Source organism: Ktedonobacter sp. SOSP1-85 (assembly GCF_016587415.1).
Lineage (GTDB): Bacteria > Chloroflexota > Ktedonobacteria > Ktedonobacterales > Ktedonobacteraceae > Ktedonobacter.
In genome coordinates this window covers 400,404-420,793 of record NZ_BNJI01000003.1, presented here as the reverse complement: position 1 = coordinate 420,793, position 20,390 = coordinate 400,404, and the positions used below count along the sequence as shown (strand labels likewise).

16 protein-coding genes and 3 pseudogenes are annotated in these 20,390 nt (G+C 52.3%); 11 read left to right on the top strand and 8 right to left on the bottom strand.

Going from position 1 to position 20,390, the window contains the following annotated elements; translation table 11 throughout:
• Positions 1-33: 33 nt before the first annotated feature.
• On the bottom strand, positions 34-675 hold the full coding sequence (locus KTE_RS39950) for a TetR/AcrR family transcriptional regulator (RefSeq protein ID WP_201391816.1): 642 nt from the start codon (positions 673-675) through the stop codon (positions 34-36).
• 559 nt (positions 676-1,234) lie between these two features.
• On the opposite strand from KTE_RS39950, the gene KTE_RS39945 reads away from it, so the two are divergent.
• The 5 genes from KTE_RS39945 (at position 1,235) to KTE_RS50245 (ending at position 7,557) form a co-directional block, all read left to right on the top strand.
• Positions 1,235-1,480, top strand: coding sequence for a hypothetical protein (locus tag KTE_RS39945; protein WP_201391814.1), 246 nt, complete (start codon positions 1,235-1,237; stop codon positions 1,478-1,480).
• Positions 1,481-1,705: 225 nt separating this feature from the next.
• Positions 1,706-2,965, top strand: coding sequence for a tyrosine-type recombinase/integrase (locus KTE_RS39940; protein ID WP_201391812.1), 1,260 nt, complete (start codon positions 1,706-1,708; stop codon positions 2,963-2,965).
• 621 nt (positions 2,966-3,586) lie between these two features.
• Positions 3,587-4,879: an MFS transporter gene (locus KTE_RS39935; protein WP_201391810.1), complete on the top strand. Its 1,293-nt coding sequence runs from the start codon at positions 3,587-3,589 to the stop codon at positions 4,877-4,879.
• A gap of 511 nt (positions 4,880-5,390) precedes the next feature.
• Positions 5,391-6,626 carry an MFS transporter gene (locus tag KTE_RS39930; RefSeq protein ID WP_201391808.1) on the top strand — a complete coding sequence of 412 codons (1,236 nt, stop codon included), beginning with the start codon at positions 5,391-5,393 and terminating at the stop codon, positions 6,624-6,626.
• Between the two features lie 523 nt (positions 6,627-7,149).
• Positions 7,150-7,557: a DUF5372 family protein gene (locus KTE_RS50245; protein WP_201394545.1), complete on the top strand. Its 408-nt coding sequence runs from the start codon at positions 7,150-7,152 to the stop codon at positions 7,555-7,557.
• 550 nt (positions 7,558-8,107) lie between these two features.
• Here KTE_RS50245 and KTE_RS39920 read toward each other — a convergent pair.
• Complete coding sequence (locus tag KTE_RS39920) at positions 8,108-9,799, bottom strand: ABC transporter ATP-binding protein (protein WP_374226885.1); 1,692 nt, start codon at positions 9,797-9,799, stop codon at positions 8,108-8,110.
• 863 nt (positions 9,800-10,662) lie between these two features.
• Between KTE_RS39920 and KTE_RS39915 the strand changes: the two genes are divergently transcribed.
• The 5 genes from KTE_RS39915 to KTE_RS39900 all read left to right on the top strand — a co-directional run bounded on the left by KTE_RS39915 (position 10,663) and on the right by KTE_RS39900 (position 13,985).
• Positions 10,663-11,121, top strand: a complete 459-nt coding sequence (locus KTE_RS39915) for a hypothetical protein (RefSeq protein WP_201391807.1) — start codon at positions 10,663-10,665, stop codon at positions 11,119-11,121.
• A 632-nt stretch (positions 11,122-11,753) separates the two neighbouring features.
• Positions 11,754-12,272, top strand: a complete 519-nt coding sequence (locus tag KTE_RS39910; protein WP_236600948.1) for a hypothetical protein — start codon at positions 11,754-11,756, stop codon at positions 12,270-12,272.
• A 398-nt stretch (positions 12,273-12,670) separates the two neighbouring features.
• A complete protein-coding gene (locus KTE_RS48430) occupies positions 12,671-13,087 on the top strand; it encodes a transposase (RefSeq protein ID WP_236600947.1) in 417 nt (138 codons plus the stop codon).
• Positions 13,008-13,724 carry a transposase gene (locus KTE_RS48425; RefSeq protein ID WP_236600946.1) on the top strand — a complete coding sequence of 239 codons (717 nt, stop codon included), beginning with the start codon at positions 13,008-13,010 and terminating at the stop codon, positions 13,722-13,724. Before KTE_RS48430 ends, KTE_RS48425 begins: the two co-directional genes overlap by 80 nt.
• Positions 13,725-13,727: 3 nt before the next feature.
• Positions 13,728-13,985, top strand: a complete 258-nt coding sequence (locus tag KTE_RS39900) for a hypothetical protein (protein ID WP_201391805.1) — start codon at positions 13,728-13,730, stop codon at positions 13,983-13,985.
• 125 nt (positions 13,986-14,110) lie between these two features.
• Here KTE_RS39900 and KTE_RS39895 read toward each other — a convergent pair whose 3' ends face one another.
• The 3 genes from KTE_RS39895 to KTE_RS39885 form a co-directional block, all read right to left on the bottom strand.
• Positions 14,111-14,248 (bottom strand): hypothetical protein, encoded by a 138-nt coding sequence (locus KTE_RS39895; protein ID WP_201391802.1) that lies wholly within the window; start codon positions 14,246-14,248, stop codon positions 14,111-14,113.
• A 420-nt stretch (positions 14,249-14,668) separates the two neighbouring features.
• Positions 14,669-16,600, bottom strand: a complete 1,932-nt coding sequence (locus tag KTE_RS39890; RefSeq protein WP_201391800.1) for a hypothetical protein — start codon at positions 16,598-16,600, stop codon at positions 14,669-14,671.
• 267 nt (positions 16,601-16,867) lie between these two features.
• Entirely contained in the window at positions 16,868-17,686 is an 819-nt protein-coding gene (locus KTE_RS39885; RefSeq protein WP_201391798.1) for a sugar-binding protein, read from the bottom strand.
• Between the two features lie 5 nt (positions 17,687-17,691).
• On the opposite strand from KTE_RS39885, the pseudogene KTE_RS39880 reads away from it, so the two are divergent.
• Positions 17,692-18,084: pseudogene (locus KTE_RS39880) on the top strand (D-lyxose/D-mannose family sugar isomerase); the annotation flags it as partial.
• Between the two features lie 23 nt (positions 18,085-18,107).
• On the opposite strand, the pseudogene KTE_RS50240 reads toward KTE_RS39880, so the two are convergent.
• The 3 genes and pseudogenes from KTE_RS50240 to KTE_RS39865 all read right to left on the bottom strand — a co-directional run.
• Positions 18,108-18,777: pseudogene (locus tag KTE_RS50240) on the bottom strand (chromate transporter); the annotation flags it as partial.
• Positions 18,778-19,131: 354 nt separating this feature from the next.
• Positions 19,132-19,506 (bottom strand): annotated as a pseudogene (locus tag KTE_RS50235) (ClbS/DfsB family four-helix bundle protein); the annotation flags it as partial.
• A 41-nt stretch (positions 19,507-19,547) separates the two neighbouring features.
• Positions 19,548-20,012, bottom strand: a complete 465-nt coding sequence (locus tag KTE_RS39865) for an HIT family protein (RefSeq protein WP_201391791.1) — start codon at positions 20,010-20,012, stop codon at positions 19,548-19,550.
• Positions 20,013-20,390: the final 378 nt, after the last annotated feature.

The window sequence follows — 20,390 nt, the reverse complement described above, 5'->3', positions numbered from 1 at the left end:
AAAAACAGCCTTATCTTACAAGGATAGGATCAATTAGTCTGTATTGGGATGGTCAGGGATGTCACCAAGCAACAGATGCACAACATGCTGTTTATACCGGGCATGGAAGTTGGGATCATGGACATTGACGCCCAATGGTCTGAGGAATGTTTCAGCATGGGCCGTAGGGAACCAGCAGAGAGCGGTGAGAGCAATGAGAAATTGCTCGGCATCACCTTGCCACCCTAAATCCTCCTGTAACGCGTGTATGGCCTCGCGCAAGAGCTGGAACTGAGATGGAAGATTGCCCAGGTAGCGGGCGCCATGCAAAGCTTCCCACTCGGTCAAACGCACAAAAGTTGGATGCGTTGTAAGGTCATCAAACAGACGCTCAATGACCACACGCAGAATCTCCTGCGCATTGACACCAGGAGCATGTGCCTGTTCATGAATAAACGTGACCAACTCTTGCGCGTGTGTAAAGGTTCGTGCCAGGACAGCGCGATAGAGGCCCTCCTTCGAACCAAAAAAGTAGTTGGGCAGACCACGCGTCACTCCTGCCAGATCACAAATCTCCTGAAGACTCGCAGCATCATAGCCTTTTTCCGCAAAAACTGTTTCAGCGGCATCCAGAATCGCTTGTTTGCTGGCCTCGGCAGCCTCCGTTCTGCGGGTGCTTTTCCCCTGCTTGTTCATGTTCACCTTCACTCTCAAAACAACATCGAATATTTTACTCGCTATACGTATAACTAATTTAGCAAAAAACAGAGTGATAAGTCAAGAGGCAAACTGCTTATAGTGACTTCTGAGAGGAGATCATCTGCTTTCAGAAGACTATGAAATATCTGTTCTTGGAGCGAAAAAGTCTGAGTGACATATATGCCCAAAAGGGAAGAAATTCTTCGTAGATGGAACTTTCGCTTGGGAAAAGCTCATGTATAAGAAGCTTCTCTTGAAGGCATATATGTGCAGAATTTTTTGAAAGCTCATGCATAAGAGTTGAGAGATGGCAAAACGTTTCGTAACATGCTATGTTGATCAAGCTCATGGAGATATCATCATGGGCGGATTAGCTTATCAGGCTGTTCTATAGCAAGCAGGAGGTGTTCTTGTGAAGCGCTGCCTTCCAAGCAGGCTGTCGCGAGTTCGAGTCTCGTCTCCCGCTTTTCATCCATCAATCGTCCCTTTGCAAGCTGATGAGAGGCCACTTCACATGAAGTGACCGGTCAGAAGGAAGCAAAGGGACGATGTCGTTTTGGATCAATATCCCTCCAACCACATCCTGCCTCCAAAATGGCAGACATCCTGCCTCGCGCAGTGCAACACTCTGCCTCCAAAGCAGACGACACCCTGCCCCCTGGCAGGCGACACCCTGCCCCCTGGCAGGCGACGCCCTGCCCCCTGGCAGGCGATGCCCTGCCCCCTGGCAGGCGATGCCCTGCCGCAAAAAAGGGTGTCGCAAGGTTGGGATACGCGAAACATCCTGCCCTTTCAGGCTTGACATCCTGCCGCGAAATGAGGTGTCACAAGACCTGTTTCAGGGAACACTCTGTCTTGCAGGATGTGACGTTCTGCTTCCTTCTCGGTCTGTCACGTTGTCTTCCCTCTCCCTGCCTCTCAACTCCCTCTCCCTGCCCCTCACCTGCCTCCCTTGGACAGGTAGTATTGAGCCAGGACCTGCTTACGCACATGGCTCATTGATCTCGTTGAAGAAGACAAGATACTCATGGTGACAGACAACCAACCATTACGCTCTACGCAACCAGGCACCTCTTTGGTAGAAACTCCTCGCTCTCGTGCTCGTTCCCGCAATGGGAATGGTGTCACGCAGGCGCGTGCCAGAGTCCAACGCGCCAAATCCGACGCGCAGGCGCTTTTAGGAGAAGCGCAGCTTCCCACGCGCCCATCCGCAAAAGAGCATCACCAGGAGCGTTCAACAAAAAAACGCACGATAGTCACGCTGGAGCGTGCGATCCAGAACTACCTGGATGATCACGAAGGTGGCAACCATAGCCAAAAGACACTTGAGTGGCATGAGACTGCACTTGGACTCATGCGCCAGTACCTCGAACAAGAACGAGGCATTTCCTCCATTACTGAGGTTGATGCACCCGATATCAGCGCCTGGTTTGTCTTTATGCGCAAAACACCGGGGGCGCGTGGCAAAGTGCGCGGCGAAAGAACCATCCAGACCTATGCTCGCTCTGCTCGCGCCTTTTTTTACTGGCTGATACGCCAGAACCTCCTCACGGAAAGCCCATTTGACCGGGTCGCGTTTCCGAAAGTTGGCAAGCCCTTAATCCAGACTATCACTGACGAGGAATTTGAAAAGTTGCTGCTTGCCTGTACTCCTCCCAATGAAGATGGACGTTTCGCCGAGCGAGCAACGGTGCGTAACCGTGCCATCCTCTGGCTCTTCTACGATACAGATATTCGTGTCTCCGAACTGACCAATTTGCGCCTGGGTGACGTTGATCGTAAGCATGGCATCATGACCGTCAAAGGAAAGGGCGCGAAAGAGCGACGGATAGCGCTAGGGCAAAACTGCCTGCGCAACCTCTTCTACTATGTCGACCGCCATCGACCTGATGAGGAGGAACTTGTTGAGTGGGGCAGTCTTGGAGAGGATCACCTCTTTCTCGCAGAAACGAGACGGCCATTAACCAAAAATGGGATTACCCTCTTGTTTGCGCGCCTGAAGAAGCGTGCGGGCATCACCGGCAAGCGTATCAGTCCTCACATCTTTCGTCATACCTTTGCTATTCGCTATCTCAAGCTTGACAAGGACCCCTTCAGCCTGCAAGAACTCTTAGGGCATGACGACATGGCGACCGTCAAGTTGTACATGCATATGAATGATGATGATATTCAGGAGCAAAAGCGCAAATATAGCCCTGGCGATCATCTTCCTGCAAGCATGCCTGGCCCACGTGAGATGCGCCGCAGAGGCTATACACCCGCCAAAGAGTCAAGAAGCAAGAGGTAGACAAACCACTTCCAACCGCAGAGCACCTTCAGGCACTACATGAGGGGCTGCATGCACATCCACTGGAAGCGGTAGTGCTTCTCGCCCTTGACACTGGGCTGCGTCGAGATGAGCTTCGTCAGTTGACCTGGTCGCATATGGGTAGGTTGGGGGAGGAAGGCTGGCCAGTGGTCTGAGTCTTCCCCACAGGAAAAGCTGAACAGCGAGCGCCATTAAATGGTTGATTGTAAGATGCTGAGTGGAGAGAGGAAACGACGCTTGACAGACAGAAACGCCCTGTGATAAGGTGAGCACATCTTTTCAAAAAGCAAATAGCAAGTATACCACAGCAAATATATCGATGAAGCAAGGGTGAAGCGCTGACAACTCCTCCAACAAATATTCATGGTTAGCGTTCTTGCTCATCGTACGAATGTGTTCGAGCCGCATGCGGCGCACGGCGAGGAGAGAGAGTAGCAAGAGAAGCTCTCCCGTTCCCCATTTCTTCTCCGTGAAAACCGTTCGTAAACAGGTGTGCAGCGTATCTACCGCGCGAGACAGCTGGGACTTGTTTGAAAAGATTCATGCTCCTCCTTCACAGGTGGAGGAGGATAGAATTTTTTGCAAAGGTAGAACACCTCCATGAACAAATCAGCTGGTCCTACAAACACGTCTGTAGGACGCACATCTCTTGTGCTTCTTCTCGTTATCGCCCTTTTGAATACGATGGGTATAACGATCATTGTCCCTCTTGTTCCGTTTCTCACGGTCCAGTACCTGGCTCATCCGAATACTCTCGCAGTCATCGTGGGGTGGCTGACGGCAGTCTATGCGATCTGCCAGTTGATCGCCGCGCCAGGTTTAGGCGTGCTTTCCGACCGTTTTGGGCGACGTCCCATTCTCTTCATCTGTCTCCTTGGTTCCGTGTTTGGCTATCTCATCCTGGGCCTTGGCGGTGCGCTCTGGTTGCTCTTCCTCGGACGCATCATCGATGGATTGACAGGTGGCAACATCAGTGTCTTGTTTGGCTATGTCGCTGATATCACGGAACCAAAGGATCGTGGCAAGTACTTTGGCATGCTGGGTGCTGCGGCAAGTATCGGTTCTCTCATTGGCCCTGTGCTTGGTGGACTGTTGGCAACGATCAACGATCGCGCTCCCTTTCTTGCTGCGGCTGGCCTTCTCCTGCTTACCCTTGTCTGGGGATACTTCTTGTTACCAGAGAGTTTGGACAACGAGCACCGCATCACCTCGATTTCTGTGAGCGAACTCAATCCCTTGAAACAACTGGCGTCCGCGTTTCGTTGGGCAAACGTGCGCTGGTTACTGCTGGCCTGGTTCTTGTACGCTTTCCCAGTGGGCATGTTGCAGACGACGATCACCGTCTTGATGAAAGATAGCCTTGGCTTCAATGCCACGCAGGCCAGTCTTGTGGTCACCGTGCTCGGCGCGGTAGACATTCTGGTACAGGGTGTGTTGGTAGGCAGGCTCCTCGCAATGCTGGGAAACGCCCGGCTCGGTCTCATTGCTTTCGTGCTTGTCGGCATCAGCTGCCTCGTGCTTGGTTCTATCGCGTTTCTTGCCATACCACTCCTCTTGCTTGTCGGTATCATTCTCTTCGCAGGTTCGGGTAGCCTTGTTGAAAACGCTCTGCGAGGTCTTGTCTCTGGAATGGTTGGACGGCGCGAACAAGGTCGTGTGAGTGGAGCGATGCAATCGTTGCAATCGCTTGGATGGGTTGTCGGACCACTCGTTGGTGGCTTCATCTACACAGCGTGGGGGCATTTTCAAGTCTATGCCTTAGCTTCGCTCATTACGCTCCTCGCCATTGTTTGTGTATGGATCGCTCTTCCGCTTCTTCAGAGGCACCAGATGACAAAACAAACGCTTGGTGGTGAACAAGAGGCTGCATTGCTCTCGAATGAAAAGAACTGAAAAAGGTTTTCCTTGTCGCTTGCTTTTGAGGGAGAGGAGAAATACCCCTCTCCCTCTTCCTTCTGTGCCTCCTCAGAAACTTCTGAGCTTGCCCCCCAATCCGCGTTGCCAGAATACCCATGAGCTGTGGCGTTGTCAGCACGCGCACCTCGCCAAACGAGTCTTTCCATCCCCTTGCGCATGGATGGGAAGAGTGGATGGGTGGGGTGAGCAGTCTCCATTGACACCGCTGCGGTCTCCATGCTATCATCTGGCTGATGAATAAAAGATATCTGTTCCCCTCAGGCGGTGTGAAACCGCTTTTGACCGCGTAAGCCCGGCACTTTCGGCTTACGTGGCTGTTTGTGAATAGCGCCCTCCTCACGCGCAGCGCTGATCGCGTTGGTGCGAGTATGTGTGTTGCCTTCATCCTGAGATGTATCTCAGCCCCGTATTGATTGGCCCCCTCCTGTGTTGCCGGGCTCCTTTCCCTTCCTTTCTTGCAGAAATAAGTCGAACGAAAGGATGTTTTATGACCAACACAGAAGTCATTCCACAACAGCCCGTTTCCCTTTGGCGCAATCGTGACTATCTTTTGCTTTGGCTCGGCAACGCCGTCTCCTCGCTCGGCACGAGTTGCACGCAGTTCGCGTTTCCGCTGCTCATTGTGGGACTGACGCATTCGATCGCTGCTGCCTCCCTCGCGTATAGCCTGGGGCAGCTTCCCTACGTCCTCCTGAGCCTACCCGCTGGGGCGCTGGTGGATCGCTGGCCGCGTAAACGCGTGATGCTTCTCTGTACCTTCTGCTTGATGGTGTGCGTGGCGAGCATTCCCATGGCGCTGTTCCTGACCAGCGGACCACTGCGGCTGCTTCTCCTCTACGCCATCGCCTTTGGCCTGGGAGCCATTTCGCTTTTCGACGAGCTGGCCAAACAGGCAGCACGGGCATGGGTTGTGCCAAAGAGCCAGCTCCCCACAGCAGTCGCACAGAACGAGTTGATCGTTGGCTCCTGCGCGCTTGTCGGACCCGCGCTGGGTAGCTGGCTCTTTAGCATCAGCAGGCTGCTCCCGTTCGTCACAGACGCGCTTTCCTCTCTGATCTTGCTCAGCTCATTGCTTTCCATACGCTCGCCCATGCAAGACGAACGGAGGACGGAGCGCCACCACCTGCTCTTAGAAGTGCGCGAGGGACTCACCTGGCTATGGGAGCATGAGGTCGTGCGCTCGATCCTCCTGATTTCCAGCTATGTCAACCTCGCCATAACAGCCAGTGTGCTTCTCGTCCTGGCCATTGTGCAACAGCAGCATATCCCGTCGGTGCTCTACGGCCTGATCGTCGCAGCTGGCGGCGTCGGGAACCTGCTTGGCACGGCGCTCTGCCCGCCGATGCTTCGGCGTATACGCTTTGGCCTCACGCTTCGCTGTGCCCTGATCGTGTTCGTGTTCGTCTTTCCTCTCTATGGCTTCATCACGACGCCACTGCTGTTGGGAGCCGTCTTCGCGGGCATTGCTCTCTCCGACTCGATCCGTGCTGTCTTCATAGACAGTTATCGCTTCGCTGTTGCCCCAGATGCCCTGCAAGGCTGCGTCAGTAGCATCTATCGCCTGATCTTGTTCAGCGTCCTCACCATCGGCTCCTTCGCACTCGGGCTGAGCCTGGAGCATCTGGGCGTTTTGCCGACCGTGGGCATCGTGTGGAGTGGCCTGCTTCTGATAACCGGATTTCTGTTTCTCTCTCGGCACATGCGGCAAGCGACATTCCCATAAGCGTAAATCCCACCATGCTGCGGCTGATTCTCAGATGTGGGGCTTCTCTCTTGTTCACAGGAGAGAAGCCAGCGGCTCGCAAATGATGGTTCGCGCGTACGTATGGCCCTCGCGGGTTTCCACCCAAATTGACACAAACAGGGTGAAGCGATCCGCTCCAGAAGCTGGTTTTTAGCCAGTCAATGGGGGTTCTGCTCACCATTGGGGGCAATTTCCCACGTTTGAGGGCCAAACCTGCTCACTTGAGGGATCTGGCCCACTCTTGGTGATTCAGCTCGCTTGCTTGGGGCTCGAACTGGACAAAGGGGTTGTGCTAGTATAGAATACGGCATGGAAGACTCTGCTTCGAGAATATGCCATGACGGCACCCCGGTACGAGTGGAAGGGGTGATCTCCGGCTTCGCGCGTTACAGCGCATGGAGCACTCGCTGGCGTAACAAAGGAAATTCAGCTCTCCCGAACATCATCCGCTTGATCAGCTTGAGCTTATTAACTTTCCCTTCGACCAAACCATTTAAACGAACTGTCAACTACACCTAATAACACGAATGGTGAACATTGCTTTACCATTACTCATCCCTTCCATCCCCTCTGCGGGCACAGCTTCCCCCTGCTCTCGCAGAGCCGCGCCTGGGGAGAGGAGCGTGTCTTCTTTGCTGATCCGCAGACCTATCAGATCCGCTCGCTGCCCCTGGCCTGGACATCTCTCGCTCCTCCTGATCCCTTTCTGGTTGTTGCCGCTGGAAAAACGGTACTTCGTTTTGAAGACATCGGACCTCTCAACCAGATGCTCAACGTTCTCCCGGCACCTAGCGTGGGCTTTGTAGGCGTCATGGAGCGTGTCGAGCAGAATTCTGCCATCTTCCTTTTTAACCCATGGCCCCTCCTGTTTAAGCGCCCGGCGCGCGACAGAGCGAACAGCACTGCGTGAAACGCCAGTGGCCTGACTGACCTGAGTCAGTGTTGCCCACTCGGGCAATGAGCTTTGTGTGGATATCTCACTGTAAGGTTCATTCATGCGATCTGCTCCTTTCTGGATGCAAATTGTATTGCTACTTACACCACCAAGCATAGAAAAAAGGTCCCGTTGGGACGGAGGGGGGAGGGAGGGAGGGAGGGAATGGGTTGGTTGGGGTAGGTGACTCGGGAGAAAGCACTTGGCAGGGGAAGGGATGTGGGAGAAAAACGCTTTTAGCGAAAATATCTGTAATGCATGCATAGGCAAACCAGGCGCATCGGGGAACCCAAACCGATGCGCTATCCAGTCGGGGAGCAAGAGGCAAGCACGCAGCGTCTCTTGCTACACAGGCTGCTACATGCGGCGTGATGCTTGGAGAAGCAGACCATTTGCTCTCTGGGTTTCCCAAAAGTCATCATGCCTCCTCTCAAACGGGCGGCCTGTGTTCGCCTTTGGTTTTTCATGATGATGAATTTTGAGAAACCCTGTAAAAGCAATCAGGACAGTGAAAATGGGGTCAGCCTCATATTTTTGCCTGCATGTTGTACAGATTCGCATAGGCGCTATTTAGCGCGATAAGCTCCTCATGCGTCCCCTGTTCACTGATCCCGCTCTCGGATAAGACCACGATCCTTTGAGCATTGCGGATCGTTGACAAACGATGAGCGATGACAAGCGTTGTGCGATTGTCGGCTAACTGCTCCAAGGAGTCCTGCACAGCCTTTTCGCTCTCATTGTCCAGTGCGCTCGTCGCTTCATCAAAAATGATCACAGGGGGATTTTTGATGAAGACGCGCGCGATGCTCAAGCGCTGCTTCTGCCCGCCTGAGAGTTTGACACCACGTTGACCGATGTCCGTATCATAGCCGTTCGGCAGTGCCATGATAAAATCATGCGCGTGCGCCTTTTTGGCCGCCTCAATGATTTCTTGTTCACTGGCATCGAGCTTGCCGTAACGGATATTCTCCGCGATGGTCCCGGCAAACAAATAGACATCTTGCTGGACAATGCCAATATTTCTGCGCAATGAGCGCAAGGTCACATCGCGGATATCATGTCCATCCAGCAGAATCTTTCCCGCGCTGACATCGTAGAAACGCGGAATCAACGAGCAAATCGTGGTTTTGCCAACGCCAGAAGGCCCAACCAGGGCTACATATTCTCCAGCGCGCACTCTCAAGGAGAGATTTTTCACAACATCTTTGTGGTCTTCCTTGTATCTGAAACTGACCTCCTGAAACTCGATATTTCCTCGGACATGCATCAGCTCACGCGCGTCTGCCGCGTCTTGCAGATCGGGGGCTATCTCCAGAATTTCCATAACGCGCTGGAAGCCGGTGATACCCTCCTGATACAGTTCGCCGAAGTTGATTAGTTTTTTAATAGGATCAACGAGAATGCCGACGCAGAGCAAATAGGTCAGCATATCAGCCAGATTCAGGGCAGCGTGAACAATCGCAATACCGCCCAGAACGATTACAGCAATCGTCATGAGCTGAGCAAACGCTCCCAACCCACCGAAAAAGTAGGCCTCACTTCTATAGCCATCGCTGCGGCTGGCGAGAAAACGACGATTGGCCTTGGCAAATTTGTGCTTTTCGACCTCTTCATTAGTAAAAGATTTGACCACCCTGATGCCTGCGAGCGTATCTTCAACCTGCGCATTGATGTCCCCGATGCGATCCTTGCTGCCGCGTAACGCTGTATTCATCTTCTTATTAAAGTACAACGCATATACGATCATTATGGGCATAAAGAGAAAAAGCAGCAATGTCAGCACAAGGTTGATCTTCGCGAGAATGATAAAGGCACCAGTGATTGTCAAGAAGGTCACGACGATATCCTCAGGGGCATGATGATAGAGTTCGCTCAGCCAGAAGGTATCATTGGTAAGCCTGGTCATGAGCTGGCCCACTTTTTGTTCGTCATAGAAGCCAAACGAGAGCTTTTGATAATGCTCGAAGAGTTCAGTGCGCATATCACTCTGCATCCTGGCTCCCATCATATGCCCCTGAAAGTCGATGAACATCGTACATAGGGTCTGGATCACCACCAGCGCCAGCATACACGCGCCCATGAGCAAGATGTCGCGTAGCTCATGCGGGTCATGGCCTTCCAGGATATTTTTGGTGATGTATTGCGCGCAAAGCGGAAGAAGGAGTGTGATCGCTGAGACAATGAGCGCGCAGGCGATATCTGCGAAAAACAGGCCGATGTATGGTTGGTAATACGATACAAACTTTTTGCCGCGTGTAAGAGTTGGCCTGGCTGCGTTGGATTGGGAGCCAGCTTTGGATACGGGTAAACGCTTCGTCGAGGCCGACGGTTTTTTCGTGATTGAATCGGTTGATTGCAAAGAGATGCTCCTCACGGTAGTATGCAAGTAAGCGCAAAAGGCACAAGGAAACCTGCTCCAACTCAAAACAGACGAGCGGAGACAGGGTGAGGATGCGCGACAGGAATACCAGCAGGAGAAGGGAGAACGTGGGAGGTCAGACCGGGAGACGCGAAGATATGGCGCGTGGAGATTGAAAAGAGGATACGTTTGTGGGAACGAGAAAGATCTAGAGCAAAATACACTCTCAATGTCTACACGCTCAAAACATCCCCCATGGATCCCCATTCCTTCATGCCAGGCATCGATGTTGCGCGGTATGCGCTTCTAAGCATCACAACACCTCCTTTCTGAACTGGCAACGCGCCAGAAACACGTCAAATACAATCAAGTACAGGAGTGATAGTAGCATATGGAACGTGTCCAGTCAACGATGAGAAGCGAGAAAGCCAGAGTTTCTCAAAAGACTCGGTTTGTCTCTACAGCGACTTTCGGCCTCTTTGCGCACAAGGCAGGCGATACCAGATGCTCGTTGATCGTCTGGCTCTCTGCTATGAGCCTCTGACGCAGATCCCCTGCTATGAAGAATATCCTGGCGGCAGGCTCTGTCACGAAAACACCCGATTAGTTTAACGATAATAACGTATCTCCTTTCTCGAATGACTTGCAGCTAGCGAGGAAAAAGACTAGCGGTGATATGATAGTAGAGTATGCGTATCTCATTCATCTTGGGAGGAAGTTCTATGAAGGAAGCAGTCCTGGCAGTACCGCTCTTAGAATCGCAGATTGAAGCGGCGAACAGACTTCATCAGCATCTTCAACAATGGCAGGTCGCAGACAAAGCTCTTTCCGCTTTGCAGCTTCGTTTTCCTGGATTCGATATGGAAGCAACGTTGCTGAAAGTCGTAGTAGTCAATCAGCTTTACGGGACTAATATCCTTGCTGTGACGCGTATGGCCGAGCATGTGACAACTATCATGCTCAGTGCAGGCGGACGAAATGCCTTCGATCTCGTAGAGCAAATTGCCTTGTTTTCAGGCAAGAAACATCTCAGCTTTGCCTCAAAGTTTGCTCACTTTTTTATTGATATGGAACGCTTCCCAATTTATGATTCTTTTCCCAGATGGTCAACTACCATCTGGGAAAACATGGACAAGTTCTTGACAAGGAGCACCCTTACAAGGCTTTTCTTGAGAACATAGATAGGCTCAAGAAGGGTGCTCACCTCTTATGTACAAACAAGGAATTAGATCGTTATTTATGGCTAGCAGGTTTGTATCGTGAGTGGCAGCATGATCCAGCCAAAAAGAAAATGAATGTAGAGGTTGCGGAACTTTTCAATGCTTCGGTGTCAGTTGCGGCCAACGACCTGGCTCAATTGTGGCCTGGCGTCACGGTTCCCTCTTCCTAGAAGGTCGCCTTTCTGAAGGGCAGCTTCCGTTATATGAGTGGTTGCGTGCCCTTGAGTTTTCCAACGTTGTCTCCACAGAAAGATCCATCGTTGCCCTTGTAGAGCCGAGTTAATGAAGATTGTACCCAAGTTTGGTACAATCTACAGTTAAGGATTTTACCTCCAAAGAAAAATCTGCCACAATATGTTGCAAATCATAAGGTACTCTAGATAGATTCACTGAGAGAACAATTTTCTTCTTCGGGAACATTGTTATGGGGAATTTGGTCCTTTTAATGCCTGTGCTAGCCCTTTTGAGAGAACCTCGTGTTCTAGAAGGACCACGACGCGTAGTGTACTATCTAGTTGTGTGAGCGCCTGCTGGATCTTCTGGGCCGACTTTTGCGTGGGTGTGACTGCGATTGAAAGTGGTAAATAACCGGTTTGGGCCCAAAAACTGCCTTGATTTTTTGGGCCATCATAGCTACAATCAAGAACATGGAGAAAAAAATCGGAAGCGAAGCATTACAACCAAACCCAGCGCTTGAACCCTTTAAGGTTTTCGTGGGCCAATGGCAAACCATTGGGTCTCATCCCTACCTTCCCGGTATTCCCTTGCATGGCCGTACAACTTTTGATTGGCTTGCTGGCGGCGCGTTCTTGATCATGCATACAGAGATTGACCACCCTAGTTTTCCTGACGGGGTTGCGATTTTTGGCAGCGATGATGTGGCGAAAACCTATTTTCAGCTTTCCTTTGATGAGCGTGGCGTCTCAAGAAAATACGACGTGACCATGACAGGAAATCAGCTCAAGTGGTGGCGTGACGAGCCCAGTTTTTCTCAGCGATGCACCATGACCATAGAAGACAACGGCAACAAGATGGAAAGTCAGGGTGAAATGTCACGAGAGGGAGCAGCCTGGGAGAAGGACCTGGCACTGACGTACGTACGAGTAAGGTAACTCATCACACTTCCCTCCCTTCCCATTGTGTGATGCATCTCCAGGAAACGACACGATCTATGGGGGAAGTGCTCGCCTGCTCTCGTGTATCAGCCTGCTCAGTGCCTGATCGATAATCAGACCCTATCCAGAAGACAAGGATGCGGTAACTGCCAAGAGCGTTCGAGCTATTTACAACTTTCTCTGATGCTACCCTGGATATGGAGCGGTTTTTCCTGGCATCGAAGCGCCAAGTTCCATCCTTCGGTGTACATTCTCACCCTTCAGTGCACATTTGGTCCACCCTTCAGTTAATTTACCAACAAACATGAAAAAGCTTCATGAACTTCTCTAATCGATGTGACATTCTGTAAGTACGAATGCTTGATTTGTGAAATTCCATCAGAAAGGAGAAGTTCGTGAAGCAAAATCAACATATCATGCTCGCTGGCATCAAAACAACCTCTGCTGATGTCTGCCGGTGGGCGCAAGCCCTGTTCCACCTGCATGCCCGCCTTGCTCCTCGCTTTGGCCGCCCGGAGCCATATTGGCGTGCCTTGAAGTATCTGCAAGGTATCTTGAATGATGTGGCTCGCAAAAACGGGTGGCAATTGGCTGAACACGCCGGAGAAGAGCATCCAAGTGGGATGCAACGCTTGCTCTCGCAAGCCGTCTGGGACACCGATGGGGTGCGCGATGATCTGCGGAGGTATGTGATGGAACAGTTGGGCACCGAGTCTGCCGTCCTGGTCATCGATGAGAGCAGTTTTCCCAAACGGGGCACGCGCATCCGCTGGAGTCGGCTGCCAATATTGCGGAAACACTGGGCAGATTGAGAACTGTCAGGTGGGAGTCTTTCTCAGCTACGTCACGGCTCGCGGACACGCGCTCATTGATCGAGAGTTGTATCTGCCCCTGGATTGGTGCGAGGACGCTGATCGCAGAAACGCTGCTCATGTCCCTGAGAGCGCCCACTTCCAGACCAAACCCGAATTGGCAGCACAAATGATCGAGCGGATCAGCAAAGCAGCGATTCCCATCTCCTGGGTGGTGGCTGATACGGTCTATGGAGGCAACTTTGATCTGCGTGCTTGGTTGGAAGCTCATCACTATCACTACGTCCTGGCCGTTGCTTGCAACGGGCCAGTTGCCTTCCAAACACCGCAGGGGCGCAGACGTGAGGAGGCCGCTCTGGTCGAGACCTTTCTCCCAGACCAGATAGTATGGCACCGGACCCGCAGTGCCCATGAAGAGCAGACCGTCCGCGGCATATTGAATTTCTTGCGGCTGATAATAAATTTCTCCCTGATAGCGAAAAACATAATCCGTGCTCCGCGCCGTTGTTATCCGCACCCCCCAGGGCGTAGAAGCACCGTCCGCGACCTGGAGATCTTCGCGATGACTGACCACAACCAGCACATTAGACGCGCTCCCATCCAACTCGCTCTCCAGACGAATGCCACGCGAGGTTGACGTTTGCACAATGCAAGCGGCTCCATCATCCTGTACTACACCTCGCACTGCGCGAATAAAAGGCAACTGATCAGGCAGGTAGGCAAAGCTATTGGCATCTCTCCCGGTTGGTTTTGTCAGCGTAAACCAGGACCAGGCGCACCGCTGGCCCGGTACAATCGCGTCATAGGTCACAATATAGTCGCTACCAACCAGCAGCACGCTGCGGCTGCGATATTCCGGCAGCGCGTAATTGTCCTGCAATGGCCCGGAATCATCTAACTCTGGCGTCCCGCTGCGCGCGACAATTTCCGCATACTGAGCGATCTCCAGATCATAGAACGGTTGCTCCAATACATTCTCGCCAATTGTCCGAAACGTCCCATCCTTCCAGACTCCAAATGTACTCAGCGCAACCAGATCTTCTCTTTGCCGATCACCGATATCTTCCCGGCCATGCCCGCTATACGCACGCCCGTTCGCGTAGTAGTAGAGCGTGCCGCTGCTATTTTCTCCGCCGATACCCCAACGATAGTTCGGTCCACGATCTACCTGCTGCAATACAACTGCTATTTCGCTGGGAAGATCGACATCCGCCCGCAGAATGATGCCATAGCCGGTGTATTTGCAACTTCTGAGATGAGGATTTGTTCCACGATTCTTCTCCCCTGGATCGGCCAGCACCCTCCACGGATCGGGGATGCCGGCATCAGCCTCTAGACGATAGGCTGCCGGATCGCTACCCCACAGCAGATGTTCCGCAACCAGAGGCTGATAGTTTCGCAAGAACTGCCCCAACATCCACATTTCTAATGGAGGGCGGCGCGGCCAGGCGCTATGCGCTCCCTGGGGCGGATGGAAGCGTCGAAAGCCATTTTCTCGTGTCAAAGGGGTGACGCCAGGTACATAATCTGTGAGTGGCTGGGTTGCAATCGGCGCGCTGAGTGTATTCACAATCCAATCACCTACAGCCCCAGAAAAGGTTGCGCGCAGCGATTGCGCTCATCGGTCATCAGGCCCAGAAAATTACCGCTCACCACGGGACGCAGAAAGGCCCATAGATAGACCGCGAGGCTCTCGGTCCAACGTCCTCCACGGGCCTGCAACGCTGGCAGTTCCGGGCGCGTATGAAATGTCCCCACAAGCGTCAGGAATGTTTCAAAGATATCCCGCCATTCTCCAGCCAGCGTATGGTCCGGGTAGAGCCAGGCAAAGCAAGGAAGCACTGCCTTGCCATCAGCCATAAAATTCGGATGCCCGCCCAGCATCCGCAAAAGGAGGACAATCTCCTCCCTGGCCGAAATATAAGCGGTGAGCAGAAAGAGCGCATCTACCTCAGCTTGCTGCTGTGTCGTTAGCTGCGCAGAGTGCCGATTATAGCCGTCGAGAAAATAATCGTAGATCGGGCGCTGCCCTATATTTAAATAGCCAGCTAACTCATTGATCCCCTGGGCGATCAGTCTGGGGCCTTCGCTGCCCGTGAAAAGTTTTTGCCACAACTGGCGAGCAGAATTGATCTGCCCCTCCTGGAAAAACACCTTTGGGCGCGTTCCAGAATACGTAAGTATCCAATCTTTCACCAGATCTAAGTTCAAGGTGCTATACCAATGATGAAGGTGGCGTGTATAGGTTGTCAGATAGCGTGTATTCGTTAGAGCTTGAGATAACGGAATATCATAGCGTTCCGCTAGCTCCTGTGCCTGTCTGTCCTGTTCTTTAAGGACATGTAAATCTTTTGCATGATTATAGAACGCGATCCCTATCTGGCGCGTTCCATTAGCCAGCGGGCAGGTCCAGTGCAGCTTTCCTTGCTTGTAGCGAAAATGAATTTGGAGGATGTCGGCGGAAGCCCAGAGTGCATAGGCCTGATCGTCCCAGCGGTCCGGGTTGCGAATAAATACGCCCAGGCTTTCCGCATTTTTCCGATCCCAGAATGTGGCGTGCGAGCGTATATTCCAGGCATAGGAAGGCGCATATGGGCCAACTGTAAAGGCAAAATCTTCTTCAGGCTGTTCAACGCGTGAGCGTCCGAAAAAAGCTGGATCTTCGCCATTGTAACCAACCACAATTGGATCATCGATGGCGCGCCATTGATAGAGCTCAGGCTCACCCTCCGGCGCCACATAGTCTGATGCTTGCTGTGAGCCAGGCCAGGTCGATGAGAAACGATGCGTGGGTGAAAACTTATCCCATGCGATCTGCATGCTTGCTCCTGCCTGCTGCTCAAGGTCCTGCATCTGCTCAGAGAGCTCGACAAAATCGTAGTTGAGGATTGCCCTCACCGTCGCTGTGTAGGTCGCGCCGCCCACAAAATGGTAGCGGATCTGATAGGTAACAAAAAGTGGGCCAATCTCTATCTGTCTCGTTTCAAGCGAGCAGATACCCAGTCGGCCACCCTGGACCGTACCATTGCCAATCCAGCCATGCTCGCGCTTCATCTGGATAATCGGCCCTGGTGCGATTTGCGCAGACACCGTTTGTGAAGCAGGTATCCGCACTTGCAGTGCGCCGGCATAAAGAACGATTGTCTCTCCTTCAACTTCCGCGCGCATCTTGTCTCTTGTCTCCTGTTGTTCCTCCTTGCCTCTTTCTCGCTGGAGCCGGAAGCAGCGAGTGGCGCCCGAAGGGAGGTCAGAAAAAAAATGTAGACGCGCCGAGACAAGGTCGATACCGTTCGTTTGCTGCTCCGTCAGTTGAAATGGGACCTCTTTCCCTGTTTCCTGGTCGATCAGGTGCAGTTGATCCGCACGTATTCCCTCTGGCTCAAAGATGAGCGGGTAGCTGAGCAGAGTTCGCGGCCAGCAAAACTGTGGATGGTGTAATTCATCCTTCAGTTTGAATGTGATGCCCGTTGCTCCTCGTCGCCAATATTTTCGCAATTGAATTGTATCGTCCATCACCGGATCTTTATCTCCTCACACGAGCGTCATCCATTTCACTTCATTACACAGCTTGACAGGGGGCAGCTCTTATCAGATGTTCTTTATCTAAGAGCATTGAGTTCAAAGCCGACTGCCCTATCCTTTTTGCTTTATTTCCCCTTCATGTTTCCCTACTGCTGAGGACGAGCCAGTTTCCATCTGGCCCGTCCATTCTCGCCCCGCAGCCTTTCCACGCCCACATTTGTTGATGCCTATGTAAATTTTGTACCTAAAAACGTCAACTCAGCGTGTAAAACCCCAGCGGGTGATGACGCGACTGCCCGTTGACTTCAGGCCGGTCCCCCAGAAGGGCGCGAAACTGTAAGCTCCCGACTCCAGAATGCCCGCCTCGTTTGTCCAGTAAGAACGCCCAACCGCCGGTGCCTTGCCCGCGTCCTCAACAGAGAAGGCAAAATGCACATCCAGAACATTCCTCTGCTCCAGCTTTTGCAGCCGCGCCTGTAATTCTGGAAGTTGCGACCAGGCAATCGCGATCTCGTAAGTGGTCAGGAGCTTGGTGTTGTCGCGAACCACGTTGATCTGGCCTTCCTGCGTACCCGTGGTACCCGTATTCAGGGGTCCCAGCGGCGGATTCAACGGGGCATTGGTCGGATAGAACGTCTGATAGTTTGTGCCAGGCGCGGCCTGTCGATGCAGTTCCGGGACATTGTTTGAGGCCAGCGTCGCCACATAAAGATGGTCCACGCTGGTCGCACAGGCCTTCTCGTAGTGCGCATCTCCAGCCAACAGATCCTCCGCTTTCTTATCCAGCGTATCAAAGACCAGTTGGATACTATCGACATTAAAAGGAAAGGCATAGGGATTCTGCTCAAAGGGCAGGTTGGAAACCTGCACATCATCCGCGATCTCCGCCGCGAAGTAGAAGTAATTATCATCCCAGGCCATTCGCGCCTTATATGTCCTGGTCGTTCCATCCGTGGCCTTGCCGGTGATGCTCACCGGGATAATATCCTCCCAGTCAGAAAGATCGCCATCAATCGTAACTGTTTTATAAGGGGCATAAGCGACCTGAATACTTTGCTGTCCCTGTTGTTGCGCCACCTGTTTATATCAATACTGACCGCTATTGCGCGAAAGAGTTGATTATGTTCCCGCGCCAGAGTTGCCCTGAGCACAAACATCCGCCGATAGCGGGCGAGCCGGGAAAAATGGAGACCTTTCGCTGTCGCCGAGGTACAGTCTGGCTTTACATCGAAGGCCAACCCTGCTCGCTGCCTCAGGCCCGTATCCCATCTGGAAGCGAAGCCTATTATACCGTTTTCCACGAAATTGAACTGCACCCCGGCGAGCAATACACAATTCCTCCTGATACCCTCCATTGGTTCCAGGCGGGCGATGAAGGGGCGATTGTCTCAGAATTCTCCAGCACCAGCCGTGACGAATTCGACGTTTTTACCGACCCACGCATCAAGCGCATCCCAGAAATCACGCAGTCTTAATATGGTAGCGTAAAACCAAGTCAAGCAGCCAGCCCACCCCAGGGGCCTGCGCGTGTAATACCCAAGGCGATTCCCATCTGACTGCTAGAAGGGCCAGGTAAGAACTGGCACAACGTCAGCAGGTCTGCGTAGTTCTGTTCGTCGAGCCATCTCCGGCGTACAACAACCTCCTCTCGAAAGTAACCCAGATGGGCAACTGGGCCTCCAAACGAAGTCAGACCAAGTCGCATAAATACGATCAAGATTTCCCAAAAGGACCCTTGGGGGATAATATGAGCACTGTCCATATTCCTCTGAGTCTTGTCAATTTGCATCTGTTATGCGCTCCTGTATATATACCGGATGCTTCTGGGGCGCCTCTTCCACGGGAAGCCCCTGCGCTTCCCAATTGGGATAGCCATCGGAGAGCGTCTGCACCTGGTACCCTTTGCCCCTGAGTTGTGCCGCAGCTTTTTCTCCGCGTGACTCGATAGGGTGATGCATATTACAATAGGTCACTACAAGCCGATCCTGTGGAATCTGCGCAAGCTTGCTTTCTAATTGGCCTAACGGAATATTGATGGCACCCGCTATATGACCAGCTGCATACTCCGCAGACCCGCGTACATCGATCACAAAAGGAGGGGCATCCTTACTCATGCTTGCATACAAGTCTTGAGGGAGGATCAATTCACTCACCGGAACCTGAGACAGTAGCACTGGATCGTTGAATAGAGCCTGGAAGGCTGGATTGGAATGCAGGGAAGCGAGATCAGAGTCACGCCTGGACCATTCAAGGAGGGTTGGCCTGCGTTTCAGGGCTTCTGGTAAAAGAGAAAGGGCTTTCTCTGGCAGACCATTTTTGGCGTAGAAGCAGGCCAGATTATAGATGGTAACTCCGACGCCTTCAGCAGGCAATCCGCTTGCACGAACCACCTCAACGAGGGACTCCTGAAGTTGGAAAGCGAATTGCCTGTGTCCTTGCTGGAGAGAGAAGGTCGTAAGTTGCTCACAAGGAGAAAAGAGTCCATAGTTTAAAACTCCGCCTCGGAGTCGCTCTCCTTCCTGCCAAGGGTAGTAGTGTGGATCGTTGAGCTCTTCTTCGCTCATTGCTTCCACCTGTGCGATGAAAGCGTTGAAGATCTGCTCTGACTCTTGCTCGATTTCCTCAAACGTGTGGGTTTGATAGGCAGTAAATGTCTGGCTGTTGACCTGATGGATCTCATCCATCCCTCGCCAGGAAGGTGGTACGTCTCCGCGCTTTGCCGCAGCTAGCTTTTGTGTATGTAACTCTTTCCAACGCATGATATTGGCGAGAAAGTCTTTGGCAGCCCAGGCGCCCGGCGTGCCAATGGCGTTTCGCTCGACGTCTTTGAGTTCGGCTACGAGCGTTAGCTCTTGTTGACGAGCAAAGTGGAGAAGTGTGAGGATATTAGAATTCATGGGCATGTTTTGCACCAGCATCCTTTCATACTTACTTTGTGCTATTTTGATACAAGGTTACTAGAGGTGTTTGTACCCAGGCGAGCACGTAACTGATCACAGAGGGCTGCAACTTCGGATGCATTCCCGCAAGGAGCCTCGGGCCAGCGGCCAACCTTCCAGCGCCAATATTCTTCTGGGGTTCCAGGGTAGCGGGCAATAAGATGCAGGTGCAGATGAGGATTCACTTCCCCGTATGCTTCCAGGTAGACTTTCACCGCACCTGTACAGACTTTGAGTGCATGGCTCAAACGGGTCACTGCAAGCCCGACAGCTTGCGCTTCGGCTTCATCCAGGTCTTCGAAGCCAGGTACATGGCGTTTCGTCTTAAGTAGGAGATAGCCGAGATAACTAGGCCCTTCGTCTCGACAATAATGATGGGCGTAGACGAGATCGTCTTCATAGACAAGTCCGCCTATCGCAGATGGCAGATATTTGTAGCTCTGACAAAAAAGACATGTTTCCATAATATCCCTCCATGTTTTGATGTGTTTGATCTTAAGCTCTTGTACGTTGACTGTGCTGAGAGCAGCGCAAGGACGTGCTTGAGAGCTCGGTCAATATCCTATCGCTTATATGCTATTTTCCTTACAGCAATTTTTGGCAGCATTCTCTACTGGGTACACCACACTTTTTGCAAATCTCTGATTTCACCTATGAACAGGACTCTTCTACTCGAAGAACAAGAGCCAATCCTTTCCAGATTTCGTCGGTTTTGTTATCTGCATCATCTTGTGCTCAAAAGCACAATGAGATTATGTCTCCCTTTCTCTCTACTAGAGGCATCGCGGGCATGTGCCTCCTCATGAAGGCATGTCATTGCAGACGGGGATAGCGTGAGTTAC